The organism is Stenotrophomonas sp. 05L414_2 (genome assembly GCF_056397905.1).
Genome location: NZ_JBFTOJ010000053.1, coordinates 1 through 23,495 on the forward strand (window position 1 = coordinate 1; position 23,495 = coordinate 23,495).

Sequence of the window (23,495 nt, forward strand, 5' to 3'; positions counted from 1 at the left end):
CCTCACGTGCGCACACCGCGCTGAAGATCGACCCGCACTACAAAGCCCCGACGGTCTGGGTGAAGGACGCCTCGCGCGCCGTGGGCGTGGCGCAGTCGCTGATCTCGCGCGAGCTGCGGGATGCGTTCGTCGCCGCCAACGAGGCGGACTACGCCGAGATCCGCACCCGCCACCGCAACCGCGGTGACGCCAAGCGCCTGGTCTCGCTGGAACATGCACGTGGCCAGAAGTTCCAGTGCGACTGGCAGGCGTACACGCCACCCGCACCGAAGCAGCCGGGCCTGCATGTATTCGATGACTACCCACTGGCCGAGCTGGTGCCCTACATCGACTGGACGCCGTTCTTCCAGGCGTGGGAGCTGGCCGGCAAGTACCCGGCCATCCTCACCGATGAAATCGTCGGCACCCAGGCCAGCGAGCTGTACCAGGACGCGCGCGCGATGCTCGACCGCATCGTCAACGAGAAGTGGCTGCGGGCCAAGGCCGTGTTCGGGCTGTGGCCTGCCAACAGCATCGGCGACGACGTACGTGTGCAGCATCCCGATGGCGAAGCCACCCTGCACTTCCTGCGGCAACAGGTGGACAAGCCCGCCGAACGCCCGGATTTCTGCCTGGCCGATTTCATCGCTCCGGCCGACAGCGGCAAGCAGGACTGGATCGGCGCCTTCGCAGTGACCGCCGGGATCGGCATCGACGCGCACGTGGCCCGTTTCGAGGCCGACCACGACGACTACAACGCAATCCTGCTGAAGGCGCTCGCCGACCGCTTTGCCGAAGCCCTGGCCGAACGCCTGCACCAGCGCGTACGCACCGGGTTCTGGGGTTACGACCACGCCGAAACGCTCGACAACGAAGCGCTGATCGACGAAAAGTACCGCGGCATCCGCCCCGCGCCCGGTTACCCCGCCTGCCCCGAGCACAGCGAAAAACGCCGGTTGTTCGACCTGCTGGGGGCGGAAACCAACGCCGGCATGCAACTGACCGAGAGCTTCGCGATGCTGCCGACCGCAGCGGTGTCGGGCTACTACTTCAGCCACCCGCAGAGCCAGTATTTCGTGGTCGGCCGCCTCGGTCGCGAGCAGGTCACCGACTACGCACGCCGCAAGGGCGTGGACCGTGCCCAGGCCGAACGCTGGCTGGCGTCCAACCTCGACTACGATCCGGAATGAAAAAAGGGGACGGAGGGGATTAAGTCGTTCTTGGCACAAACGACTTAATCCCCTCCGTCCCCTTTTTGTCGGTGCTTACCAGACCAGGTCGTCGGGCACCTGGTACTGCGGGTCGGCGTAGGGATCGTCCTCGGCCGGTGCATTCGGGTCGACCTTCAACGCCACCGAAGCGGCGAACACCGCCTCAGACTGGGCCAGGACTTCAGCCGTCACCAGCAGGTAGCGACCATTGAGCTGGACCACGCCCAGTTCACCGGCATTGAGTGCCTTGAGCTGCTCGGCGGTGACGTAGATGCGCTTGATCTTGCCGCCGTACGGGAAGTGGCGCGCGATATCGGCCGCTTCGGCATTCAGGCTCTTGTCCTTCAGCAGTTCTTCCAGCTTCACCTTGGCCTCGCGGCGCTGGCGGGCTTCTTCCTGCTTCAGGCGCTCGGTCTCGATGCGCTCTTCCTTTTCGCGCTGGGCACGGATCGCGTAGGCCTTGGCCAGATCCATTTCCTCGGCGGTACGCGGCTTGCGCGGCCCCTGCCCGTGGCCCTGGCCACGCTGCTGGCCAGGCTTGCCCGGGCCGCCATTGCCATGCGCCCGCCGCTCGCCGGGTTTGTGTTCGCCCTTGCCAGCGTGCTGCGGCTTTCCATTGCCAGCGCCACCCTTGCCCTGCGGGCGGCCATCACGGCGGGGGGCATCATTCTTGCGCTCGGGCTTGGGCGCGGGCTTGAAGCCCAGGCCCATCAGCTGGTCGCGGAGGGTATCGCTCATAGGATATGGATCAGTAGTGCGGCGGCGGCGGTTCGCTCGCCGGATCAGAAGAATTCAATGCATTGCGGACCTTGCCCAGGTCTTCCAGCAGCACGCGCAGGATGCCGGCATTGCGGCTGCCTTCCATGCGCGCGTCTGCAAGTGCATCGCTCAGTTCGGCCAGCGCGTGTTCCTGGAAGGACACGCGCATCTCCAGCTCGACCAGGCGCGCTTCCAGCGCCTGCTCGCGTTCGGTCGGTACTTCAGACATGCAGCGAACGCCCCCGGCCAATGCCGTAATACGCGAGGCCGGCAGCCTCGACTTCAGCCGGCTCGTACAGATTCCGGCCGTCGAACACCACCGCATCCTTCAGCCGCTCGCGCAGCATCTGGAAATCAGGGCTGCGGAACTGCTTCCACTCGGTCACAACGACCAGTGCATCGGCGCCCTGCAGCGCATCGTCGGCACTGTCACAGAACACCAGATCGTCGCGCTCGCCGAAGATCCGCTGCGATTCATGCATCGCCTCCGGATCGTAGGCGCGCACTGTCGCACCGCCTTCCCACAACTGGGCCAGCAGGCGGCGGCTGGAGGCCTCGCGCATGTCATCGGTGTTCGGCTTGAACGCCAGGCCCCACACGGCGAACGTCCTGCCGCGCACGCCTTCGCCTTCGCCCTTGTCGTAGTGGCGCTGGATCAGGGCAAACAGGTGCCCCTTCTGCGATTCATTGACCGCCTCCACCGCGTTCAGCAGTTTCGGCTCCAGGCCGGCCTGCTGCGCGGTGCGCGCCAGTGCCTGCACGTCCTTGGGAAAACACGAACCGCCGTAACCGGCACCCGGATAGATGAAGTGCCAGCCAATACGCGGATCCGAACCGATGCCCTGGCGGACCTGCTCGACGTCGGCGCCCACGCGCTCGGCGATGTTGGCGATTTCATTCATGAACGAAATCTTGGTTGCCAGCATTGCATTGGCGGCGTACTTGGTCAGCTCGGCCGAACGCACGTCCATCTCCACCACGCGATCGTGGTTGCGATTGAACGGTGCGTACAGGCGACGCATCACTGCGACCGACTCGGCGCTGGTCGCACCGATGATGATGCGGTCAGGCCGCATGCAGTCGGCAACGGCGTCRCCTTCCTTCAGGAATTCGGGGTTGGACACCACGTCGAAGGCGATATCCGCCCCACGCGCCGCCAGCTCCTCGGCAATGGCCGCACGCACTTTGTCGGCGGTGCCTACCGGCACCGTCGACTTGTTGACCACCACGGTCGGCACCGAAATGTACCGACCGATGGTGCGGGCCACGGCCAGCACGTACTGCAGATCGGCGCTGCCATCCTCGTCCGGCGGCGTGCCCACGGCGATGAACACCACCTGGCCGTGGCCGATGGCGGTCGCCGCGTCGGTGGTGAACACCARCCGCGACGCGGCGTGGTTGGCCTTCACCATCGGCTCCAGGCCGGGCTCGTAGATCGGGATGATGCCCCGGTTGAGGCCATCCACCTTGGCCTGGTCGATATCGACACAGACCACCTGGTGGCCAACGTCGGCCAGGCAGGTGCCGGTCACCAGACCTACGTAGCCGGTACCAAAAATCGCAACGCGCATATCCGTGCTGACTCCGTGTTGGCTTACGGCAGAACGCCCAGCAGCTCGACGTCGAAGGTCAGGGTGGAGTTCGGACCGATCGGACCACCCGGGGTGCCGTTCTCGCCGTATGCCAGTTCACCCGGGATCCAGAAGCGGTACTTCGAGCCGACCGGCATCAGGGCCACGCCCTCGGTCCAGCCCTTGATGACCTGGTCCAGACCGAATTCGGCCGGGCCACGGCCCGCGGAACTGTCGAACACCGTGCCGTTGAGCAGCTTGCCTTCGTAGTTCACGCGCACCTTGCTGGAGGGCAACGGACGCTCGCCACTGCCCGGACGGATCACCTGGTACTGCAGGCCCGACGGGGTGGTCACCACGCCCGGCTGGGTCTTGTTCTTGGCCAGGAACGCGTTGCCTTCCTGACGGTTGGTCTGCGCTGCCTGTGCGGCCTTGGCCTGCATCTCGGCCTGCTTGGCACCCATGAACGACTGGATGGTGGCAGTGGCATCGGCTTCGCTCATCTTCGGCTGGCCCTTGCTCAGGCCAGTGTTGATCGCGTCAAACAGCGAAGCGGTATCGATATCGTCCTTCAGCTGTGCCAGCGACGGACCCACCGAATAAGCACCGATCATCTGCGCGACCTTGACCCGATCGACCTTCGCCGGCTGCGAGCCCGGCGCGACGCCCGGCACCTGCTGGCCGCTGCGGGCCATCACCACCTGGCGCAGGGCGGCATCGGTCGCCTTGGCCTGTTCCTGGGTGATCTGCGGCTGCAGGCCTTCGAAGGAACGCTCCACGGCAGTGCGCAGCGCGGCTGCATCGATTTCATCGGCGATCGGCGCGAACGACTTGGCCACATCCAGACCAATGGCGTAGCCGAGCTTCTGCTTGGGGGAATTCAAGGGTGCGGTCTCCTTGGCGGCCGAAGGAGCGGCCGGTTGTTGCGACAGGGCGACACCGGAGGTGCCCATCGCCAGAATCAGAACCGACGCCGCGGCGCCGCGCATTCCCATTTTCATTCGCTGCATTCCTGGAAGTGACTGGACGCCGACGTCGGCGCGAAAACACGTATTGTCGCACGCATGCCGTCGATGTCGAGGCATCCGTGCCGGCATTCAATGTGCGGCCGGTGCCGCCAGCGCCTTGTCGATGGCCGCTTTCAGCTGCGGATCATCCGGGGTGACCTTGCTGGCGAACTGGGCAATGACCGTGCCATCGCGTCCGACCAGATACTTGTGGAAATTCCACGCCGGCGCCACGCCGGTGGCGGCGGTCAAGCGCTGATACAGCGGCGTGGCCTGCGCGCCGGTCACGTGCACCTTTTCGAACATCGGGAATTTCACACCATAGGTAAGCGTGCAGAAATCCTGGATCTGCTTTTCATCACCCGGCTCCTGCCCCTTGAAATCGTTGGACGGGAAGCCGAGCACGGCAAATCCCTTGCCGGCGTACTGCTTCTGCAGCGCTTCCAGACCCTCGTACTGCGGGGTATAGCCGCACTTGCTTGCCGTATTGACCACCAGCAGCACCTGCCCGTGGTAACGCTGCTGCAGGTTGACCTGCTGCTTGCCCGCCAGCGGCCGGTACGACAGATCCAGCAGATCGGCGGCCGAAGCGGCGGCCGACGTGGCCAGGCCTGCGGCCAGCAGGGTCAACAGGGACAGGCCGCGAAGGCGGCGCGAGGAGGCAGTCGACAAAGGCATGGGAGACGGTCCGCGGTAGCCATTCCAGGGGTCCGGCCGTGACGGGCCGGGAATCGGCCGAACTATAGCACCGGGGTCTGCACGTCTCTGGAGCGCATGCGTTGTCGCGCTTTGCACGGCGTGGCGGAAGCAGTCTGCCGCGCGTCCCAGCCCGCTGCTGATGACATAGCATGGACATGGCTGAATGGGAGGCCGACTGAAAACGCGCCTCCGCAGTTTCTCTTTTTCGATGCATATCAAGCGGTTGAACGAATATTGYGGTGCCGTGACCACCCCTGCCATCAGTTGGGTGGGGACAGGACTTGCACACAGGCGTGCCGGTGTTATAGTTGCATACAACACCAGTCACCTGAGACAGGGGGAACCATGAACAGCCGGATGCGTCGCAGCCTTGCCGCCCCCGCGGTCACCGCGGTATCAACCCTGTTCGTACTGGTCTGGCTGGCCATGCCGGCACCGCCGGCCGCGTCCTCCCCCACCCTCTCCGAAGACAGTACGCAGGACGCAGCAGCACCCACGGCAGGGAATGCCGCTCCCTCCCCCTCCCCCCCGCGTCGGCTGCACAGCTCCCTGTCCATGCCGTATTTCTCGTTCGCACAGCCGCTGACCCCACGGAGCTGAATATGAGCGACATCCAGTGGAGCGACGGCGCTCCCATCTACCGCCAGCTGAAGGAACGCGTGATCGCCATGATGCTTGACGGAATCCTCAAGCCGGGCGATGCCCTTCCTTCGGTGCGCCAGGTGGCCGCCGATTACCAGCTCAACCCCATCACCGTTTCGCGCGCCTACCAGGAGCTGGCCGATGAAGGCCTGGTCGAGAAGCGCCGCGGGCTGGGCATGTTCATGACCGAACAGGCGGCCACGCAGCTGCGCAGCAGCGAGCGCGAACGCTTCCTCAATGAAGAATGGCCGGCCGTACTGGAACGCATCCAGCGACTGGGCCTGAGTCTCGACGAATTGTTGCCCCAGGGGAAATTCTGATGAATGCCAGTCCCACTACCGCTGTGCCAAGCGACGCTGTCATTACCGCCCGTGGCCTTCGCAAGGCTTACAAGAACACGCTCGCGCTCGACAACGCCAGCTTCTCCATTCCGGCAGGCCGCATCATCGGCCTGATCGGCCCCAATGGTGCCGGCAAGACCACCGCGCTGAAGGCGGTGCTCGGCCTGACCTCGGTGGAAGGCGAGCTGAGCGTGCTCGGCCGTGACCCGCGCGTGCACCGCGACGATCTGATGAACGACATCTGCTTCATCGCCGATGTCGCCGTGCTGCCGCGCTGGCTGAAGGTGCGTGAGGCGATCGACTTCGTCGCCGGCGTGCACCCCCGCTTTGATCGCGCCCGTTGCGAACGCTTCCTGGCCAACACCAAGCTGCAGCCGAAGCAGCGCGTGCGCGAACTGTCCAAGGGCATGATCGTGCAGCTGCACCTGGCCCTGGTGATGGCCATCGACGCCAAGGTGCTGGTGCTGGACGAACCCACGCTCGGCCTGGACATCCTGTACCGCAAGGAGTTCTACCAGCGCCTGCTGGAAGACTACTTCGACGAGCAGAAGACGATCATCGTCACCACCCACCAGGTGGAAGAGATCGAGCACATCCTCACCGACGTGATGTTCATCCGCGATGGTCGCATCGTCCTCAATGCGGAAATGGACGAAGTCGGCGACCGCTATACCGAACTGCTGGTCGGTGCCGACCAGCTTGAAACCGCCCGCGCACTGAAGCCCATCGACGAGCGCAGCCAGGCCTTCGGCAAGACCGTCCTGCTGTTCGACGGGGTGCCACGCAGCCAGCTGGCCAGCCTGGGTGAAACCCGCAACGCCGGCCTTGCCGATCTGTTCGTCGCTGTCATGAAGGGGACCTACGCATGAATGCCGTCAACCATCCTGTCAGTCCCGCAGGCACCCTGCGCTGGCTGCTCAAGCGCGAATACTGGGAAAACCGCGGTGGTTTCCTGTACGCCCCGGTGATCGCCGGCATCGTCTCGCTGCTGATGAGCGGCATCGGCATCGGCCTGGGCCTGTTCGCCCTGCATCGTGCCGCCCGCGACGGCGGCCTGCACATCGACGGCGAGAGCGTGAACATCAACGGCCTGGATCTGGCCGTGCTGACCCGCGACATCAGCGCCAAGGACATGGCCGACCTGGGCAACGGCCTGGACCTGGCGATGGTATTGACCTCGTCCTGGCCACTGATCGTGCTTGCCTTTGTGGTGTTCTTCTATTGCCTGGGCGCCCTGTATGACGATCGCCGCGACCGCAGCATCCTGTTCTGGAAGTCGCTGCCGCTGTCGGACACCCAGACCGTACTGTCCAAGGTGCTCAGTGCACTGATCGTCGCACCGCTCATCGCCATCATCGCTTCCAGCCTGACCCTGCTCGTTTTCATGCTGATACTGTGCCTGGTGGTGGTCTCCCACGGCGGCGATGCGATGCAGTTGATCGTGGGACCTGCCAATCCGATGAGCCTGGTCATGGGCATGTTCGTGTCCATCCCGGTGTACGCCCTGTGGGCGCTGCCCACTGCGGGCTGGCTGCTGCTGTGCTCGGCCTGGGCACGGAGCAAGCCGTTCCTTTGGGCAGTGATGCTGCCGCTGTTCGCCGGCATCATCGTCAGCACCACCAAGCTGATGCACCTGTTCGACCTGACCACCGGCTGGTTCTGGCAACACATCGTCGGCCGTCTGCTGCTGGGTGCGATGCCGGGAATGGATCTGCTGTACCGCGCCGGTGGCGGTGAATCCAGGCAGGATCTGGACTCGATCGTGGCGCTGATGGCGCCCTCTGCCCAGCTCAAGTCGCTGGCGATGCCCGACCTGTGGATCGGCGCGGCCTTCGGCGTGGCCTTCATCTTCATCGCCATCCGCCTGCGCAAGCGCGCTGGCGAAATCTGATCGTCAACCTGGAGGCACCACCCATGCGTTCCTTGATTGCCTGTACTGCACTGTTGCTGTTGCCGCTGTCGGCGCTGGCCGCCGATGCACCGAACTGCAAGTTCTCCGCGCCGCGCGCGTTGAAGATCGACGCGGCCGGTGCCAAAGCGGTGGTGTTCGAGATCAACCAGCATGACCTGAAGGTGGTKGCCAGCRCCGGTGGCGGCCAGCTCGAAGGCCGCGCGTGCGCGTCCAACAAGGACTGGCTGGACCAGCTGGTGCTGGACCAGCGCCGCGTGGGCGACAAGCTGGTGGTGAGCCTGCGCCGCGACAGCCGCGACGCGCTGTCGATGGGTAACAGCTACGCCTGGCTGGACATCCGTGGCAGCGTGCCGGACAACCTGCCGCTGCAGTTCAAGATCGGCTCGGGCGATGGCAGCATCGAGAACGCGCAGTCGCTGAGCATGGACGTGGGCTCCGGTGATGGCATCGCCCGCGGCACCCGTGGCAGCGTGCATGCCGCCGTGGGTTCGGGCGACCTGGACGTCGATGGCGCCGCATCGTTCAACCTGCTCTCGCTGGGTTCGGGCGACGTCAACGCCCGCAACATCGGCGGTGATGCCAGCGTCGGCACGGTCGGTTCCGGTGACCTGAAGGTGACCGACGTGCGTGGCAACGCGCGGCTGGATACCGTCGGTTCGGGCGACATCGGCTTCAAGCAGGTGCAGGGGAACGTCGAGGTCGGCGTGGTCGGCTCCGGCAACGTCGATATCGAGCAGGTCGGCGGCAATGTCCGCGTGCGCAGCCACGGCTCGGGCGACATCGATGTCGACGGCGTGCGCGGCAACCTCACCGTCGAGCACAGCGGCAGCGGCGATGTCCAGCATCGCAACGTGTCCGGCACCATCACCCTGCCGCGCGGCAAGTAACGTCCAACCATCCGATCCGAGGGGAATGCCATGAGTCTGCTGCGCCTGCTGCCTGCTGCCCTGCTGTGCCTGCCGCTGATCGCCTGTGGCGACACGTCCAGCCCCGACAAGACCGCCGGCAAGGCGGTGGCCGAGACCGCGGGCGGCGTCGGCCAGACCGTCAAGGAGGCGATGGATGACGCCCGCAGGGAAATCGCCGAAGGCAACATCAAGATCTCGGCCGACAACCAGCCACGCGCGGAGATCACCCCGCAGGGACAGCTGCTGATCGGTGGCAAGCCGGTGGCGCTGGACGATGGCCAGCGTCGCCAGCTGCTTGATTACCGTGGCAACGTGGTGGCGGTGGCGATGGACGGCATGGACGTCGGCCTGGCAGGTGCCAAGCTCGGCGCCAACGCTGCCGGTGAAGCACTGAAGGGCATCTTCAGCGGTGACAGCGAAGGCATCGAGAAACGGATCAACGCCGAGGCCGCCAGGATCGAAGCGCAGGCCAAGCGCATCTGCGACCGCATGCCGGCCATGCTGGCCAGCCAGCAGGCCCTGGCTGCCTCGCTGCCGGCGTTCAAGCCCTACGCCACGATGGACCAGAGCGATGTGGACGACTGCGGCAAGGACACGGTCGTCAACCGCTGACCCCTGTGACAGATCAGCGCACCCGGCCGGCCGCGCACCTGCGTTGCCGGCCGCTGCGCCCCGGCGGGCTTACAATGGCAGCCCCGGATGCACTTCATCGAACCGCCATGAAAAAGCTGTTTCTGCTGCTGGCCGCCCTGCTCTGCCTGGGCCTGGTCGGCTGTGACCAGGACTACCGCAACCACCGCGCCGAGCGTGGCAAACCCAAGATCTCGGTCAGCGAGAGCATCGTGACCGTTCGCCGCCAGCCGGCACCGAACATCATCATCCTGCCCGACGGGCAGATGAAGATCGACGAGATCCTGATCCCGCTCAACGCCGAACAGAAGCAGATGCTGCAGACGATGTTCGGCAAGCTGCAGGTGCTGCGCCAGAACACGCTGGTGGCCGCACCGGCCGACCCCAACATGCAGCCGGTCAAGATCGTGCCGCCGGAGGGCATGCAGGTGATTCCGCCGGACCTGGTGCAGACCATTCCCGAGTTCAAGGATTACACCGAGACCTTCGGCAACATCGTCGCCGACCGTCGCTGAAACGAACAACGCCGCCCTCCCGGGCGGCGTTCTTCTTTCTCGCCTGTAGTGGGTGCGGACCTCGGCCCGCACACCGCTCGATCAGCCGCCGGCACCACCGCCACCGGCCTGGATGCCACCGGCCGTCAACGCGGCCGGATCCAGCAGGCGGCGCAGCTCGGCTTCGGCCAGGCCACTGTCTTCCAGCGCCACGTCCAGCACCGGGCGCTGCTCCTTGTAGGCGCGCTTGGCAATCGCTGCGGCCTTCTCATAACCGATGATCGGGTTCAGCGCGGTCACCAGGATCGGATTGCGCGCCAGCGCCTCGGCCACACGGTCCTCGCGCACCTTCAGGCCGGCAATGGCGCTGTCGGCCAGCAGGGTCGACACATTGGCCAGCAGGCCGATGCCATCGAGCAGGTTCACCGCGATCAGCGGCAGCGTCACGTTGAGCTGGAAGTTGCCGGTCTGGCCCGCCACGGTGATCGCCGTGTGGTGGCCGATCACCTGCGCGCAGGCCATCACCGTCGCCTCCGGGATCACCGGATTGACCTTGCCCGGCATGATCGAGGAGCCCGGCTGCAGTGCCGGCAGTTCGATCTCGCCCAGGCCCGCCAGCGGGCCGGCGTTCATCCAGCGCAGGTCGTTGGCGATCTTGATCAGGGCTACCGCCAGCGCATTGAGCTGGCCCGACAGTTCCACCGCATCGTCCTGCGCGGCCAGGCCTTCGAACTTGTTCTCGGCGCTGTCGAACTTGAAGCCGGTCTGCTGCTTCAGCGCCTTGGCAACCTGCGCACCAAAGCGCGGGTCGGCATTGATGCCGGTGCCGATGGCGGTACCGCCCAGCGGCAGGCGGCGCACGCGCTTGAGGCTGTCCTCGATGCGCTCCTGGGCCGAGGCCAGCTGCGCCGACCATGCACCGAATTCCTGTTCGAAGGTCAGCGGCATCGCATCCATCAGATGGGTGCGGCCGGTCTTGACCACCTTGCGCAGGCTGCGGCCCTTCTTGTCCAGCGTCCGGCGCAGGTGCACCAGCGCCGGCAGCAGCTGCTCATGGGTGGCCAGCACGGCCGACACGCGCAGCGCCGTTGGAATCACGTCGTTGGAGCTCTGCCCCTGGTTGACGTGATCGTTCGGGTGCACCGTGGTCTTGCCGGCCTTGCCGGCGCGATTGGCCAGGGTGGCGATGACCTCGTTGGCATTCATGTTCGAGGACGTACCCGAGCCGGTCTGGTAAACGTCGATCGGGAACTGCGCGTCCCACGTGCCGTCCGCCACTTCAGCCGCGGCAGACTGGATGGCCTTGGCCACGGTCTTCGGCAGATGGCCCAGCTCGGCATTGACGCCGGCGGCAGCGGCCTTGACCAGGCCCAGCGCACGGATGAAACCGCGCGGCATGCGCTGGCCCGACACCGGGAAATTCTGTACAGCGCGCTGGGTCTGCGCGCCCCACAGGGCGTCGGCAGGCACCTGCAGCTCGCCCATGCTGTCGTGCTCGATCCGGAATCCCTTGGGGGCACGCTTGCTTGCAGCTTTGCTCATTGCATCAACTCCGCACTACTTCAGTTGGGGAAAGGAAAGCGGCGGCTGGCAGGGTGTCGCTTCCCGGGCTGGCGGCTGCAACAACGATACTCCCTTGTCCGCAGCGTGGGATGGCGAGGACGGGCCAGATCGTTTCATCCGCAGGGCCGATTGAACGGGTAGCGCCGGGCCGCGCCCGGCGAGCGCGCAGCGCGGCCACCATCCGCCGGGCATGGCCCGGCGCTACCGAGCATGCGAAGGCCACGCGTCGTAGAATATCGGCCCCGCCGCTCGTCCCAGCCCTGCCGACATGTCCGAATCCGCCCTGCTCGCCCTGTCCCCGCTCGATGGCCGCTATGCCGGCAAGGTCGACGCCCTGCGCCCGATCTTCTCCGAGTACGGCCTGATCAAGGCCCGTGTCACGGTCGAAGTGGAGTGGCTGCTGGCCCTGGCCGCCGAGCCGGGCATCGTCGAGCTGGCCGCGTTCTCCGACGCTGCCATTGTCCGCCTGCGTGCACTGGCCAGCGGCTTCAGCCCGGCCCAGGCCGCGCGCGTGAAGGAGATCGAGCGCACCACCAACCATGACGTCAAGGCGGTGGAGTACTTCATCAAGGAACAGCTGAAGGACGATGCCGAGCTGGCGCCGGCGCTGGAGTTCGTGCATTTCGCCTGCACCAGCGAAGACATCAACAACCTCAGCTACGGCCTGATGCTGGAACAGGCCCGTCGCGAGGTGCTGCTGCCGACCCTGGACGGCATCGCCACTGCACTGCGCACGCTGGCCCATACCCAGGCCAGCCAGCCGATGCTGTCGCGCACCCACGGYCAGMCSGCCTCGCCGACTACGCTGGGCAAGGARCTGGCSAACGTGGTCGCCCGCCTGGAACGCCAGCGCCGGCAGATCGCCGCGGTTGAACTGACCGGCAAGATCAACGGCGCCGTCGGCAACTACAACGCGCACATCGCCAGCTACCCGGATGTGGACTGGCCGGCCTTCGCCRAGCGCTTCGTGACCGGGCTGGGGCTGGTGTTCAACCCGTACACCACCCAGATCGAGCCGCACGACAACATCGCCGAGATCGGTGATGCCGCCCGCCGCGCCAACATCATCCTGATCGACCTGGCCCGCGACATCTGGGGCTACGTCTCGCTGGGCTATTTCAAGCAGCGCCTGAAGGAAGGCGAAGTCGGKTCGTCGACSATGCCGCACAAGGTCAACCCGATCGATTTCGAGAACGCCGAAGGCAACTTCGGCATCGCCAACGCGCTGTTCGAGCATTTCAGCGCGAAGCTGCCGATCAGCCGCTGGCAGCGTGACCTGACCGATTCCACCGTGCTGCGCGCGCTGGGCACCGCGTTCGGTCACAGCCAGGTGGCGCTGGATTCGCTGGCCAAGGGCCTGGGCAAGCTGGAAGTGAACCCGCAGCGCCTGGACGCCGATCTGGATGCGGCGTGGGAAGTGCTGGCCGAGGCCGTGCAGACGGTGATGCGCCGCCATGGGCTGCCGAACCCGTACGAGCAGCTGAAGGCGCTCACCCGTGGCCAGGGCATCACGGCCGAGTCGATGCGCACCTTCGTGCAGGGGCTGGAGCTGCCGGCCGATGCCAAGCAGCGCCTGCTGGAGATGACCCCGGGCAGCTACACCGGCCTGGCCGAGTCGCTGGCGAAGAAGATTTAAGGGTTTTCCTTGCGGCGGCGGCCGCGGGCGCTGCCTGCGGCAGGCAGCAGCAACGGCAGCAGCAACGTCAAAAGCGGCTCTGGATTACTGCTAGCTGGGCGGGTCGGGATGGGCCAGCGGGACACGCCGTGAACCCATCCATGGGGGCTCGATGGCGCCATCCATGGCGCCAACGGTCCCGCTGGCCCATCCCGCCCCACCTCTGACAGTTGTCCGGTGACGGTTCGAAGAGCATTGGGTTGTCGGACGGAATTTGAGAGAGGGACGCGGCTTCGCCGCGTCCCTCTTTTTATGGCGAAGGCAGTTGGAGCAAGCGCAGCGCGCGACCCGCTGTTGCCTTTGATTTTCTTCTTCCATTCCGTGGCGGACCCCGCAGGAAACTGTCAGGGGCCGGGCGGGTGGGCCATGCAGGGGCGTTGGCGCCATGGATGGCGCCATCGAGCTTACAGGGGTGAGGGCGCTTTGCTTGCGAAGCAATGCTTCGCGAGCGACCGAACGCCCAGCCGCCAGCGGCTGGGCCGGGCCCCGGAGGGGGACTTGCAGCGTCCCCTGCATGGCCCACCCGCCCGGCCAAGCGCGGCTTTTGCTTGTGAGCCTGACCGCCACGAGGGGCTCCGCCGTTGGCCGGACACCCCGCGACAAACCAGCACACGTGCGCAATCCCATCGAACGTCGGACAATGGAGTCCTTGGCGGCCCGCCACGCCGCCCCTCCCGCTTTCCGCTGCAAGGAACTCCCCCATGGCCGCCCGCAAGTCCTCCTCCCCCCTGATCGAAGTCACCGCCCGCCGCGGCCAGCCGCTGGGCATGGCACCGGCCACCTTCCTGCGTGACTTCTGGCAGAAACGCCCGCTGCTGATCCGCAATGCCTTCCCGGATTTCCAGACCCCGGTACAGCCGGAAGACCTGGCCGGCCTGGCCTGCGAAGAGGGCGTGCTGGCCCGCCTGATCGAGCACGACAAGGCCCAGGACGGCTGGCGCGTGCGCAGCGGCCCGTTCCAGGAAGACATCTTCCCCGCCCTGCCCGACCACGACTGGACCCTGCTGGTGCAGGACGTGGACAAATGGGACAAGGACGTGCGCGCCCTGATCGAACACTTCAGCTTCCTGCCGCGCTGGCGCATGGACGATGTGATGATCAGCTTCGCCGCTACCGGTGGCTCGGTCGGTGCCCATGTCGACCAGTACGACGTGTTCCTGCTGCAGGCCCACGGCCACCGCCGCTGGCAGATCGATGCCAGTGAATCGATCAAGGGCAAGCGCCCGCCGCTGGGCTTCCGCCCCGACGTGGAACTGAAGCTGCTGGAAGTGTTCAAGCCGACCCACGACTGGGTGCTGGCGCCGGGCGACATGCTGTACCTGCCGCCGAACGTGCCGCATCACGGCGTTGCCGAAGACCCGTGCCTGACGTTCTCGTTCGGCATGCGCGCACCGTCTTCGGCCGAGCTGATCAGTGACTACCTGGACACGTTGATCGCCGACGCCGACGAGAACATCCGCTACCAGGACGCCGACCTGAAGGCACCGGCCGACCCGAACGAGATCGACACCGTGGCGATGGCGCGGGTGATCACCGCGCTCAACGCCATCCGCATGAACGATCCGGACAAGCTGGGTGACTGGTTCGGCCGCTTCATCACCACCTACCGCGCCGCCGGCGAGGTGATGGCCCACCAGGCCGCGCCGCCACAGGAAGAAGTGCTCGAGGCCCTGCAGTCGGGCCTGCTGCTGCAGCGCCACCCGTGGGCGCGCCTGGCCTGGCGCCGGGCCAAGCGCGGTGCCAGCCTGTATGTCAGTGGCCAGGACTTCGCCCTGCCGGTCAAGGACGCGCAGCGCCTGGCAGGTGCCGAGCAGCTCGACGCCGCCGCCTACCGCGGTCTGTCCGACAAGGGCCGTGCGGTGGTCCAGCAGTTGCTGGTCGGCGGCGTGTTCCAGCTGATCGATCCGAACGAGGTGTACGCCGACGAGGAGGAAGCGGTGCTGGGTGAAGTGATCGAGGGCCACGAGCAGGTCGAGGTGATCGAGGCTGACTCGATGTCCGATGACGTCCATCTGGTGACCGTGCACGACGACGGTATTGAAGTGATCGTCAACTTCGATGACCACGACGAAGACGACAGCGACGCCGGCCGCGGCTGAGCCATGAGCCCGCTGCGGGTCCAGCAGGTCAGTCACGCCGAGGCCCACGTCGCCATCCACGACGTGCGCCAGCGGGTGTTCGTGCAGGAACAGGGCATCGACGCCGCCCTGGAGCGCGATGCCCTGGATCCGGTCTGTGCCCACGTGCTGGCGCTGGATGCCGACGGGCATCCGGTCGGCACCGGGCGGCTGGCGCCCGATGGCCGCATCGGCCGCATGGCGGTGCTGGCGGCGTATCGCGGCCACGGCATTGGCGAGGCCCTGCTTGAGGCACTGGTGCAGGCCGGGCGCCAGCTCGGCCTGGCCGAGCTGCACCTGCATGCGCAGCTGCCGGCACGCGACTTCTACGCCCGCCAGGGCTTCCTTCCGGAAGGCCCCGAATTCGAAGAAGCTGGCATTGGCCACCAGCAGATGCGGCGCCGCCTGCAGGCCGTTTCCGCCATCGACAGCCGCGCTGAAGCGGTGGCGATCACCACGGCGATCATCCACCGCGCCCGCCGTCGATTGTGGCTGCACAGCCGGCAGCTGGACCCCGGCCTGCTGGATGCGCCACCGGTACAGGCGGCCCTGCGCCGCTTCGTCACCGCCCGCCACGACAAGCAGCTGCGGGTGATCGTGCATGACGCCGCAGCCATCGCCAGTGCCGGTGCGCCGCTGCTGGCGCTGTTCCAGCGCCTTCCCAGTGTGATCCAGTTCCGCGAGGTCGCCGATCCGATCGATCGCGCCCTGGCCTCGGCCTGCCTGCTCAACGATGCAGGCGACTTCTACTTTCGTCTCATCGGCCATCGCCTCGACGGCGAATCGGCAATCGCGCTGCCGGCACGTTCGCAGCCGTTCGAGCAGCAATTGCAGCGTGTCTGGGACCGTTCGCGCGAATGCAGCGAATTGCGCGCACTCGGCATCTGACCGCGACCGGTGCGCTCAACCTGTCTGGGACCGACACCGGGGGACGCCCGATGCCCTCGTCGCTGCCCCTTCGTGTCCGGATGGGGGTACAATTTGGCCGTTTGAACGCGCCCGTGCATGGCTATTCATCTTCGTGCCGGGTCCTTCTGAAGCCATACCCCACAAAGCGAATCAGCACCCTCCATCGTGGACAATCAACTGAAGCAGTTTGCGCAATCTTCGCAACTCGCCGGCGGCAACGCCTCCTATGTCGAGGACCTGTACGAGCAGTACCTGGTCTCCCCGGATAGTGTCGATCCCAAATGGAAAACCTACTTCGACGGCTTCAAGGGCCGCGAAGCGGGCGACATTCCGCACTCGGCCGTCATTTCCCACATCGCGGACGCGGCCAAGGATGCGCTGAAAGCAGGCACCGGCACCGGTGCAGGCGATGAGCGCGAGCGCAATGTCGGTCGTCTGATCACCGCCTACCGTTCGCGTGGTCATCTGGACGCCCGCCTGGACCCGCTGGGCCTGGCCTCTCCGGTCAACACCCCGGACCTCGGCCTGCCCTTCCACAACCTGTCCGATGCTGACCTCAACAGCGAGTTCAGCACCGGCGGCGTGGGTGGCCAGCCGCGCATGAAGCTGCGTGACCTGCTGGCGCGCCTGAAGGCGACCTACACCGGTTCGATCGGTGCGGAGTTCATGCACATCTCCGAGGTCGAGCAGCGCCAGTGGATCTACAAGAAGCTGGAACTGGCAGGTGGCAACTACCAGCTGGACGCTGACACCCAGCGCCGCACGCTGGAGCGCCTGACCGCCGCCGAAGGCCTCGAGCGCTACCTGCACACCAAGTACGTCGGCCAGAAGCGCTTCTCGCTGGAAGGCGGCGACTCGCTGATCCCGATGATGGACACCATCATCCGCAGCGCCGGCAAGGATGGCGTCAAGGACGTGGTGATCGGCATGGCCCACCGCGGCCGACTGAACGTGCTGGTCAACACCCTCGGCAAGAACCCGCGCAAGCTGTTCGACGAATTCGAAGGCAAGTTCGAGCACGACGAGCACGCYTCGGCCGGCGATGTGAAGTACCACATGGGCTTCTCCGCCGACGTSKCCACCSMGGGYGGCSCSGTSCAYCTGGCSCTGGCGTTCAACCCGTCGCACMTGGAAATCGCCGACCCGGTGGTTGCCGGCTCGGTGCGTTCGCGCCAGGAACGCCGCAAGGACACCGCMCGCAAGCAGGTGATGCCGATCCTGATCCACGGCGACGCGGCCTTCTCCGGCCAGGGCGTGGTSATGGAGCTGTTCCAGATGTCSCAGGCCCGCGGCTTCGCCGTTGGCGGCACCGTGCACATCGTGGTCAACAACCAGGTCGGCTTCACCACCTCCAATCCGCAGGACACGCGCTCCACGCGCTATGCCACCGACGTGGCGAAGATGATTGCCGCCCCGGTGCTGCACGTGAACGGCGATGATCCGGAAGCGGTGGTGTTCGCCGCGCAGCTGGCGTTCGAGTTCCGCCAGAAGTTCGCCAAGGACGTGGTCATCGACCTGATGTGCTACCGCCGTTGGGGCCACAACGAGGCCGACGAGCCGGCGATCACCCAGCCGCTGATGTACCAGGTGATCCGCAAGCACGCCACCACCCGCGAGATGTACGCCGAGCAGCTGGAAAAGGCAGGCGTGATCGCCGCCGGCGCCGGCAAGGCGATGGTCGATGCGTACCGCGAGAAGCTCGATGCCGGTGAAGTGACCACCGAGCTGGCCAAGGTCGAAAAGACCCCGCCGACCAGCCCGCTGTTCGTTGATTGGCCGAAGCTGCTGGAAGGCAAGCTGTCCGATCCGGTGTCGACGAAGGTCGACAAGGACAAGCTGGTCGCGCTGGCCAAGCTGATCAACACCGTGCCCGAAGAAGTGCAGCTGCACTCGCGCGTGTCCAAGGTGTACGACGACCGCCGCAAGATGGCTGCCGGCGAGATCCCGGGCGACTGGGGCTTTGCCGAGAACCTGGCCTACGCCACCCTGCTGGATGAAGGCAGTGCGCTGCGCCTGGTCGGCCAGGACGTCGGCCGCGGCACGTTCACTCACCGCCACGCGATCCTGCACGACCAGAAGACCGACAACTGCTACCTGCCGCTGCGGCAGCTGGTGGATTCGCCGGAGAAGGCCACCGTCATCGATTCGCTGCTCAGCGAAGAAGCAGTGATGGCCTACGAGTACGGTTTCTCGACCACCGATCCGAACACCCTGTGCATCTGGGAAGGCCAGTTCGGCGACTTCGCCAACGGCGCCCAGGTGGTGATCGATCAGTTCATCGCCGCCGGCGAAGCAAAGTGGGGCCGCATCTCCGGCCTGACCCTGCTGCTGCCGCATGGCTATGAAGGTCAGGGCCCGGAACACAGCTCGGCGCGCCTGGAGCGCTTCCTGCAGCTGTGCGCGCTGGAGAACATGCTGGTGGTGGTGCCGTCGACCCCGGCGCAGGCCTTCCACATGCTGCGTCGCCAGCAGCACCTGACCACCCGCAAGCCGCTGGTGGTGATGTCGCCCAAGTCGCTGCTGCGCCACAAGCTGGCCGTGTCGACCCTGGACGAGCTGGCCAATGGCGAGTTCCAGCACCTGATCGGCGATGCCAATGCAGATGCCAAGAAGGTCAAGCGCGTGGTGCTGTGCTCGGGCAAGGTCTACTACGACCTGCTGGAAGACCAGACCAAGCGTGGCCAGGACGACGTGGCGATCATCCGCGTGGAGCAGCTGTACCCGTTCCCGCGTGCGCTGCTGGCTGCCGAACTGAAGAAGTACGGCAAGGCCACCGACGTGGTGTGGACGCAGGAAGAACCGCAGAACCAGGGCGCGTGGTACCAGATCCGCCACCACCTGCAGTTCTGCCTGGCCGATGGCCAGAGCCTGCACTACGCCGGTCGCGCACGTTCGGCTTCGCCGGCTGCCGGTCACATGGCTGACCACGTCCGCGAACAGCAGCAGCTGGTCGCCGATGCACTGGTCAACCCGTTCAACGACTCGTTCGCTGAATAACTCTCCCCCTATTTAGAAGACAAACCAGGAAGCTCCCGCATGGCCACCGAAGTCAAAGCCCCGGTACTGCCCGAATCCGTCGCCGACGGCACCATCGCCACCTGGCACAAGAAGGTGGGCGACGCCGTCAAGCGCGACGAAAACCTGCTTGACCTGGAAACCGACAAGGTCGTCCTGGAAGTGCCGTCGCCGGTCGATGGCGTGATCAAGGAAATCAAGTTCAAGGAAGGCGACACCGTCACTTCCAGCCAGGTCGTGGCGATCATCGAAGAAGGCGCCGTGGCTGCTGCACCGGCCCCGGCTGCCGAAGAGAAGAAGGCTGAGGCCGCTCCGGCCGCTGCTGCTCCGGCCGCCGCCGCTGCCCCGGCCCCGGCTGCCAAGTCGGCTGCCGACGCGCTGCCGCCGGGCGCCCGCTTCACCGCCATCACCGAAGGCGTGAACCCGGCCGACGTCGACGGCACCGGCCGTCGTGGCGCCGTCACCAAGGAAGACATCGTCAACTTCGCCCGCAACGGCGGCGCCGGCAAGGCCGGTGGCGCACGTCCGGAAGAACGCGTGCCGATGACCCGCATCCGCAAGCGCATCGCCGAGCGCCTGATGGAGTCGAAGAACTCCACCGCCATGCTGACCACCTTCAACGAAGTCGACCTGTCCAAGGTGTCGGCGGCGCGCAAGGAACTGCAGGACGAGTTCGTCAAGGCCCACGGCATCAAGCTCGGCTTCATGAGCTTCTTCGTGAAGGCCGCTGCCAACGCGCTGCAGCGCTTCCCGCTGGTCAATGCCTCCATCGACGGCGACGACATCATCTACCACGGCTACTCGGACATCTCGATCGCCGTGTCGACCGAGAAGGGCCTGGTCACGCCGGTGCTGCGCAACGTCGAGCGCATGTCGTTCGCCGACATCGAAAAGACCATCGCCGACTACGCCAAGAAGGCCCGTGACGGCAAGCTGAGCCTGGAAGAACTGCAGGGCGGCACCTTCACCGTGACCAACGGCGGCACCTTCGGTTCGCTGCTGTCGACCCCGATCATCAACCCGCCGCAGAGCGCCATCCTCGGCATGCACGCCATCAAGGAGCGCCCGATCGCCCAGAACGGCCAGGTCGTGATCGCGCCGATGATGTACCTGGCGCTGTCCTACGATCACCGCATCATCGACGGCAAGGACTCGGTGCAGTTCCTGGTGGACATCAAGAACCAGCTGGAAAACCCGGGCCGCATGCTGTTCGGCCTGTAAGAGACCTCCCGCCCCTCCGCGCCTGCGCGGAGGGGTTCTGGTAATGCAACAAGGACTATTTCAATGGCTGAACAATTCGACGTCGTCGTCATCGGTGCCGGCCCGGCCGGTTACCACGCTGCCATCCGCGCGGCCCAGCTTGGCCTGAAGACCGCCTGCATCGACGCAGCGCTGGGCAAGGACGGCAAGCCGGCCCTGGGTGGCACCTGCCTGCGCGTGGGCTGCATCCCGTCCAAGGCGCTGCTGGATTCCTCGCGCCAGTTCTGGAACATGGGCCACATCTTTGGCGACCACGGCATCAGCTTCAAGGATGCCAAGATGGACGTCGAAGCGATGGTTGGCCGCAAGGACAAGATCGTCAAGCAGTTCACCGGCGGCATCGCCATGCTGTTCAAGGCCAACAAGGTCGCCGCCTATTACGGCTTCGGCGAACTGCAGCCGGGCAACGTGGTCAAGGTCACCCAGCATGACGGCTCGGTCGTCGAGCTGAAGGGCACCAACGTCATCATCGCCGCTGGCTCGGATTCGATCGAACTGCCGTTCGCCAAGTTCGACGGCGAAACCATCGTCGACAACGTCGGCGGCCTGGACTTCACCGAAGTGCCGGCGCGCCTGGCCGTGATCGGCGCCGGTGTGATCGGCCTGGAACTGGGCAGCGTGTGGAAGCGCCTGGGTTCGGAAGTGACCATCCTGGAAGCGCTGCCGGACTTCCTGGCCGCGGCCGATACCGAAGTGGCCAAGACCGCCGCCAAGGAATTCAAGAAGCAGGGCCTGGACATCCGCCTGGGTGCCAAGGTCTCCAAGGCCGAAGTGACCGGCAAGGGCAAGAAGAAGGAAGTCGCCCTGACCTACACCGACGCCGAAGGCGAGAAGTCGCTGGTGGTGGACAAGCTGCTGGTGGCCGTCGGCCGTCGCGCCGCCACCAAGGGCCTGCTGGCCGAAGGTACCGGCGTCAAGATCAACGAGCGTGGCCAGATCGAAGTCGACGCGCACTGCCACACCGGCGTCAATGGCGTCTGGGCGGTCGGTGACTGCGTGCGCGGCCCGATGCTGGCGCACAAGGGCTTCGAGGAAGGCATCGCGGTTGCCGAACTGATCGCCGGCCTGCCGGGYCACGTCAACTTCGACACCATTCCGTGGGTCATCTACACCGAGCCGGAGCTGGCCTGGGTCGGCAAGACCGAGCAGCAGCTGAAGGCCGAGGGCATCCCGTACAAGGCCGGCAGCTTCCCGTTCGCCGCCAACGGCCGTGCCGTGGCGATGATCGAGCCGGCAGGCTTCGTGAAGGTTCTGGCCCACGCCGAAACCGATCGCATCCTGGGCATGCACCTGGTCGGCGCCAACGTGTCCGAGCTGGTGCACGAAGGCGTGCTGACCATGGAGTTCAGCGGTTCGGCCGACGACCTGGCGCGGATCTGCCACGCTCACCCGTCGCTGTCGGAAGTGGTGCACGACGCGGCGATGGCCGTGAGCAAGCGCGCGATCCACAAGGCGAACTGAGCCATCGGGTAGTGCCGGCCACTGGCCAGCGTTGCTGGATACGAAAAACCCCGCCTCGGCGGGGTTTTTTGTTGGCCGCTTGACCGCCCGCCTGCAACCCGGCCCAATGCAACCGGCCAGGACATGCTGTGGCCGCCGCCGATTTCCATGGAGCCGTACGATCATGCACCTGTCCCGCTTCTGCCGCCTGCCATTGCTGCTCGGCTTCGCCTTGGCCGGGTGCACTGCCACCCCAGCCAGAACCGACTACCGCGCAGCCGAGGTGCAGCCGGTCGAAGTGATGCCGCAACGCGATGGCGACGTGCTGATCCGCTACCACGTGCCTGYCGAGACGCTCTTCCACTCACCCGGCGCGGATGTGCGCACGGCCAGCGATGGCAGCCTGGAAGTATCCCTGCGGCGCTGTGGGATCAAGCAGCCCTGCACGGTGACCCATCCGGCGGCAGCCACCGCTGGGGCGCCGCTGCAGGTTGAATTCGTAGTGCGCCCGCGTGGCCGCATCATCATGGTCTACCGCGATCTGCGCGAACAGGTGTTCCCGGCACCGCCGGCCGCCGCGGCACCCTCATCCTGAAACCACCGCCGTACCGGCAGATGGCGGATCAACGCTGCATCGGCCGCGGCGCCGGCTTGGCGGCAGCCCTCTTCGGCGGATCGTCACAGATGCGGTGCTGGACGACCGTTTCCCCTGCCTTCCACTCCTTCGCCACCCGGCAGGATTCCTTGGGCGCATCCTCTGCAGTCGCGGCGGTGGCGGCCAAAGCAGGATCATGCCCGCGCTCCAGGTAGGCCGACGGCGGCTCCTTGGCGGACGCGGGCGCCGCCACCAGCAGCGCCACCATCGCAATGACGCGCGACCTCATGCGGTCACCGGGCCGCCGCCCAGCAGGCGTGCCGGCAGCATGAACAGCGCGCGCAGGAAGGCGAACAGTGCCGAGAAGGTGATGCCGAGCAGGCGGAACGGCAGGCTCAGCAGCCACACGAACGGCCAGGCGACCAGCGCCAGGATCGCCAACGGCCAGCACAGCACGAACAGCAGGCACCAGACACCAAGCGCAAACAAGGTCTTCATCAGAGGCTCCCTCGGCGGCACCCCGCCGCCTGCAACCACGTTGCTGCCCCGCCCTGTCGCCCGCAAACGGTTTGCGACGAAACCCGGTTGGGGGGCGATGAAACCTGCCGCTGGGGAGCAGATCCGCCGGGCATGGCCCGGCGCTACCGTAACGCCGTCGGCGCTATTCGAACGAACCGACCGAGTCGTGGGCCAGGTTGTCGAAACGGGTGTATTCGCCGAAGAACTTCAGCTTGCACGAGCCGGTGGGGCCACCGCGGTGCTTGCCGA

General features: G+C 66.1%; 22 protein-coding genes. 14 read left to right on the forward strand and 8 right to left on the reverse strand.

The window, feature by feature from the left end:
* The coding region (locus AC1DJN_RS09630) for a vitamin B12 dependent-methionine synthase activation domain-containing protein (protein WP_478039141.1) at nt 1-1,169 on the forward strand (1,169 nt) is incomplete at its 5' end.
* A 75-nt stretch (nt 1,170-1,244) separates the two neighbouring features.
* On the opposite strand, the gene AC1DJN_RS09635 is transcribed toward AC1DJN_RS09630, so the two are convergent.
* From AC1DJN_RS09635 to AC1DJN_RS09655, 5 genes are all read right to left on the reverse strand, one after another.
* Nucleotides 1,245-1,928 carry a DUF2058 domain-containing protein gene (locus AC1DJN_RS09635; protein ID WP_032976315.1) on the reverse strand — a complete coding sequence of 228 codons (684 nt, stop codon included), beginning with the start codon at nt 1,926-1,928 and terminating at the stop codon, nt 1,245-1,247.
* A 10-nt stretch (nt 1,929-1,938) separates the two neighbouring features.
* On the reverse strand, nt 1,939-2,178 hold the full coding sequence (locus tag AC1DJN_RS09640) for a SlyX family protein (protein ID WP_025876828.1): 240 nt from the start codon (nt 2,176-2,178) through the stop codon (nt 1,939-1,941).
* A complete protein-coding gene (locus tag AC1DJN_RS09645; protein WP_478013515.1) occupies nt 2,171-3,520 on the reverse strand; it encodes a UDP-glucose dehydrogenase family protein in 1,350 nt (449 codons plus the stop codon). Before AC1DJN_RS09645 ends, AC1DJN_RS09640 begins: the two co-directional genes overlap by 8 nt.
* A gap of 23 nt (nt 3,521-3,543) precedes the next feature.
* Nucleotides 3,544-4,521: an FKBP-type peptidyl-prolyl cis-trans isomerase N-terminal domain-containing protein gene (locus AC1DJN_RS09650; protein ID WP_025876825.1), complete on the reverse strand. Its 978-nt coding sequence runs from the start codon at nt 4,519-4,521 to the stop codon at nt 3,544-3,546.
* 96 nt (nt 4,522-4,617) lie between these two features.
* Nucleotides 4,618-5,205, reverse strand: a complete 588-nt coding sequence (locus tag AC1DJN_RS09655; protein ID WP_025876823.1) for a glutathione peroxidase — start codon at nt 5,203-5,205, stop codon at nt 4,618-4,620.
* 623 nt (nt 5,206-5,828) lie between these two features.
* Here AC1DJN_RS09655 and AC1DJN_RS09660 point away from each other — a divergent pair.
* The 6 genes from AC1DJN_RS09660 to AC1DJN_RS09685 all read left to right on the forward strand — a co-directional run bounded on the left by AC1DJN_RS09660 (nt 5,829) and on the right by AC1DJN_RS09685 (nt 10,174).
* Nucleotides 5,829-6,188 carry a GntR family transcriptional regulator gene (locus AC1DJN_RS09660; protein ID WP_012511573.1) on the forward strand — a complete coding sequence of 120 codons (360 nt, stop codon included), beginning with the start codon at nt 5,829-5,831 and terminating at the stop codon, nt 6,186-6,188.
* Entirely contained in the window at nt 6,188-7,078 is an 891-nt protein-coding gene (locus AC1DJN_RS09665) for an ABC transporter ATP-binding protein (RefSeq protein WP_032976317.1), read from the forward strand. Before AC1DJN_RS09660 ends, AC1DJN_RS09665 begins: the two co-directional genes overlap by 1 nt.
* Nucleotides 7,075-8,100, forward strand: coding sequence for a hypothetical protein (locus AC1DJN_RS09670; RefSeq protein ID WP_025876815.1), 1,026 nt, complete (start codon nt 7,075-7,077; stop codon nt 8,098-8,100). The genes AC1DJN_RS09665 and AC1DJN_RS09670 overlap by 4 nt, the downstream gene beginning before the upstream one ends.
* Nucleotides 8,101-8,123: 23 nt before the next feature.
* The gene (locus AC1DJN_RS09675; protein ID WP_478039142.1) at nt 8,124-9,008 is read left to right on the forward strand and encodes a GIN domain-containing protein; all 885 of its coding nucleotides are present in this window, start codon (nt 8,124-8,126) and stop codon (nt 9,006-9,008) included.
* Nucleotides 9,009-9,038: 30 nt separating this feature from the next.
* On the forward strand, nt 9,039-9,641 hold the full coding sequence (locus AC1DJN_RS09680) for a DUF2884 family protein (protein ID WP_032976318.1): 603 nt from the start codon (nt 9,039-9,041) through the stop codon (nt 9,639-9,641).
* Between the two features lie 107 nt (nt 9,642-9,748).
* The gene (locus AC1DJN_RS09685; RefSeq protein WP_032951937.1) at nt 9,749-10,174 is read left to right on the forward strand and encodes a hypothetical protein; all 426 of its coding nucleotides are present in this window, start codon (nt 9,749-9,751) and stop codon (nt 10,172-10,174) included.
* Between the two features lie 81 nt (nt 10,175-10,255).
* Here AC1DJN_RS09685 and AC1DJN_RS09690 read toward each other — a convergent pair whose 3' ends face one another.
* Nucleotides 10,256-11,695, reverse strand: a complete 1,440-nt coding sequence (locus AC1DJN_RS09690; protein ID WP_032976319.1) for a class II fumarate hydratase — start codon at nt 11,693-11,695, stop codon at nt 10,256-10,258.
* Between the two features lie 289 nt (nt 11,696-11,984).
* On the opposite strand from AC1DJN_RS09690, the gene purB reads away from it, so the two are divergent.
* The 7 genes from purB (at nt 11,985) to AC1DJN_RS09725 (ending at nt 22,727) form a co-directional block, all read left to right on the forward strand.
* The gene (gene purB, locus AC1DJN_RS09695; RefSeq protein ID WP_478039143.1) at nt 11,985-13,352 is read left to right on the forward strand and encodes an adenylosuccinate lyase; all 1,368 of its coding nucleotides are present in this window, start codon (nt 11,985-11,987) and stop codon (nt 13,350-13,352) included.
* A 740-nt stretch (nt 13,353-14,092) separates the two neighbouring features.
* The gene (locus AC1DJN_RS09700; RefSeq protein ID WP_442251769.1) at nt 14,093-15,490 is read left to right on the forward strand and encodes a ribosomal protein uL16 3-hydroxylase; all 1,398 of its coding nucleotides are present in this window, start codon (nt 14,093-14,095) and stop codon (nt 15,488-15,490) included.
* 3 nt (nt 15,491-15,493) lie between these two features.
* Nucleotides 15,494-16,396: a GNAT family N-acetyltransferase gene (locus AC1DJN_RS09705; RefSeq protein ID WP_032978874.1), complete on the forward strand. Its 903-nt coding sequence runs from the start codon at nt 15,494-15,496 to the stop codon at nt 16,394-16,396.
* 186 nt (nt 16,397-16,582) lie between these two features.
* Complete coding sequence (locus tag AC1DJN_RS09710) at nt 16,583-19,414, forward strand: 2-oxoglutarate dehydrogenase E1 component (protein ID WP_478039144.1); 2,832 nt, start codon at nt 16,583-16,585, stop codon at nt 19,412-19,414.
* Between the two features lie 39 nt (nt 19,415-19,453).
* On the forward strand, nt 19,454-20,653 hold the full coding sequence (gene sucB / locus AC1DJN_RS09715; protein WP_025876796.1) for a dihydrolipoyllysine-residue succinyltransferase: 1,200 nt from the start codon (nt 19,454-19,456) through the stop codon (nt 20,651-20,653).
* A 63-nt stretch (nt 20,654-20,716) separates the two neighbouring features.
* A complete protein-coding gene (lpdA, locus tag AC1DJN_RS09720; protein ID WP_032951934.1) occupies nt 20,717-22,153 on the forward strand; it encodes a dihydrolipoyl dehydrogenase in 1,437 nt (478 codons plus the stop codon).
* 163 nt (nt 22,154-22,316) lie between these two features.
* Nucleotides 22,317-22,727: a hypothetical protein gene (locus AC1DJN_RS09725; protein WP_478039145.1), complete on the forward strand. Its 411-nt coding sequence runs from the start codon at nt 22,317-22,319 to the stop codon at nt 22,725-22,727.
* Between the two features lie 28 nt (nt 22,728-22,755).
* On the opposite strand, the gene AC1DJN_RS09730 is transcribed toward AC1DJN_RS09725, so the two are convergent.
* Both AC1DJN_RS09730 and AC1DJN_RS09735 read right to left on the reverse strand, forming a co-directional pair.
* Nucleotides 22,756-23,016, reverse strand: a complete 261-nt coding sequence (locus AC1DJN_RS09730; RefSeq protein ID WP_442251772.1) for a hypothetical protein — start codon at nt 23,014-23,016, stop codon at nt 22,756-22,758.
* Complete coding sequence (locus tag AC1DJN_RS09735; RefSeq protein WP_025876788.1) at nt 23,013-23,225, reverse strand: hypothetical protein; 213 nt, start codon at nt 23,223-23,225, stop codon at nt 23,013-23,015. Before AC1DJN_RS09735 ends, AC1DJN_RS09730 begins: the two co-directional genes overlap by 4 nt.
* Between the last annotated feature and the right edge of the window lie 270 nt (nt 23,226-23,495).

Coding starts and splice junctions, on each gene's coding strand:
- AC1DJN_RS09635 (WP_032976315.1), bottom strand. CDS start 1,928: ATGAGCGATACCCTCCGCGACCAGCTGATGGGCCTGGGCTTCAAGCCC.
- AC1DJN_RS09640 (WP_025876828.1), bottom strand. CDS start 2,178: ATGTCTGAAGTACCGACCGAACGCGAGCAGGCGCTGGAAGCGCGCCTG.
- AC1DJN_RS09650 (WP_025876825.1), bottom strand. CDS start 4,521: ATGAAAATGGGAATGCGCGGCGCCGCGGCGTCGGTTCTGATTCTGGCG.
- AC1DJN_RS09655 (WP_025876823.1), bottom strand. CDS start 5,205: ATGCCTTTGTCGACTGCCTCCTCGCGCCGCCTTCGCGGCCTGTCCCTG.
- AC1DJN_RS09660 (WP_012511573.1), top strand. CDS start 5,829: ATGAGCGACATCCAGTGGAGCGACGGCGCTCCCATCTACCGCCAGCTG.
- AC1DJN_RS09665 (WP_032976317.1), top strand. CDS start 6,188: ATGAATGCCAGTCCCACTACCGCTGTGCCAAGCGACGCTGTCATTACC.
- AC1DJN_RS09670 (WP_025876815.1), top strand. CDS start 7,075: ATGAATGCCGTCAACCATCCTGTCAGTCCCGCAGGCACCCTGCGCTGG.
- AC1DJN_RS09680 (WP_032976318.1), top strand. CDS start 9,039: ATGAGTCTGCTGCGCCTGCTGCCTGCTGCCCTGCTGTGCCTGCCGCTG.
- AC1DJN_RS09685 (WP_032951937.1), top strand. CDS start 9,749: ATGAAAAAGCTGTTTCTGCTGCTGGCCGCCCTGCTCTGCCTGGGCCTG.
- AC1DJN_RS09690 (WP_032976319.1), bottom strand. CDS start 11,695: ATGAGCAAAGCTGCAAGCAAGCGTGCCCCCAAGGGATTCCGGATCGAG.
- AC1DJN_RS09700 (WP_442251769.1), top strand. CDS start 14,093: ATGGCCGCCCGCAAGTCCTCCTCCCCCCTGATCGAAGTCACCGCCCGC.
- AC1DJN_RS09705 (WP_032978874.1), top strand. CDS start 15,494: ATGAGCCCGCTGCGGGTCCAGCAGGTCAGTCACGCCGAGGCCCACGTC.
- sucB (WP_025876796.1), top strand. CDS start 19,454: ATGGCCACCGAAGTCAAAGCCCCGGTACTGCCCGAATCCGTCGCCGAC.
- AC1DJN_RS09730 (WP_442251772.1), bottom strand. CDS start 23,016: ATGAGGTCGCGCGTCATTGCGATGGTGGCGCTGCTGGTGGCGGCGCCC.
- AC1DJN_RS09735 (WP_025876788.1), bottom strand. CDS start 23,225: ATGAAGACCTTGTTTGCGCTTGGTGTCTGGTGCCTGCTGTTCGTGCTG.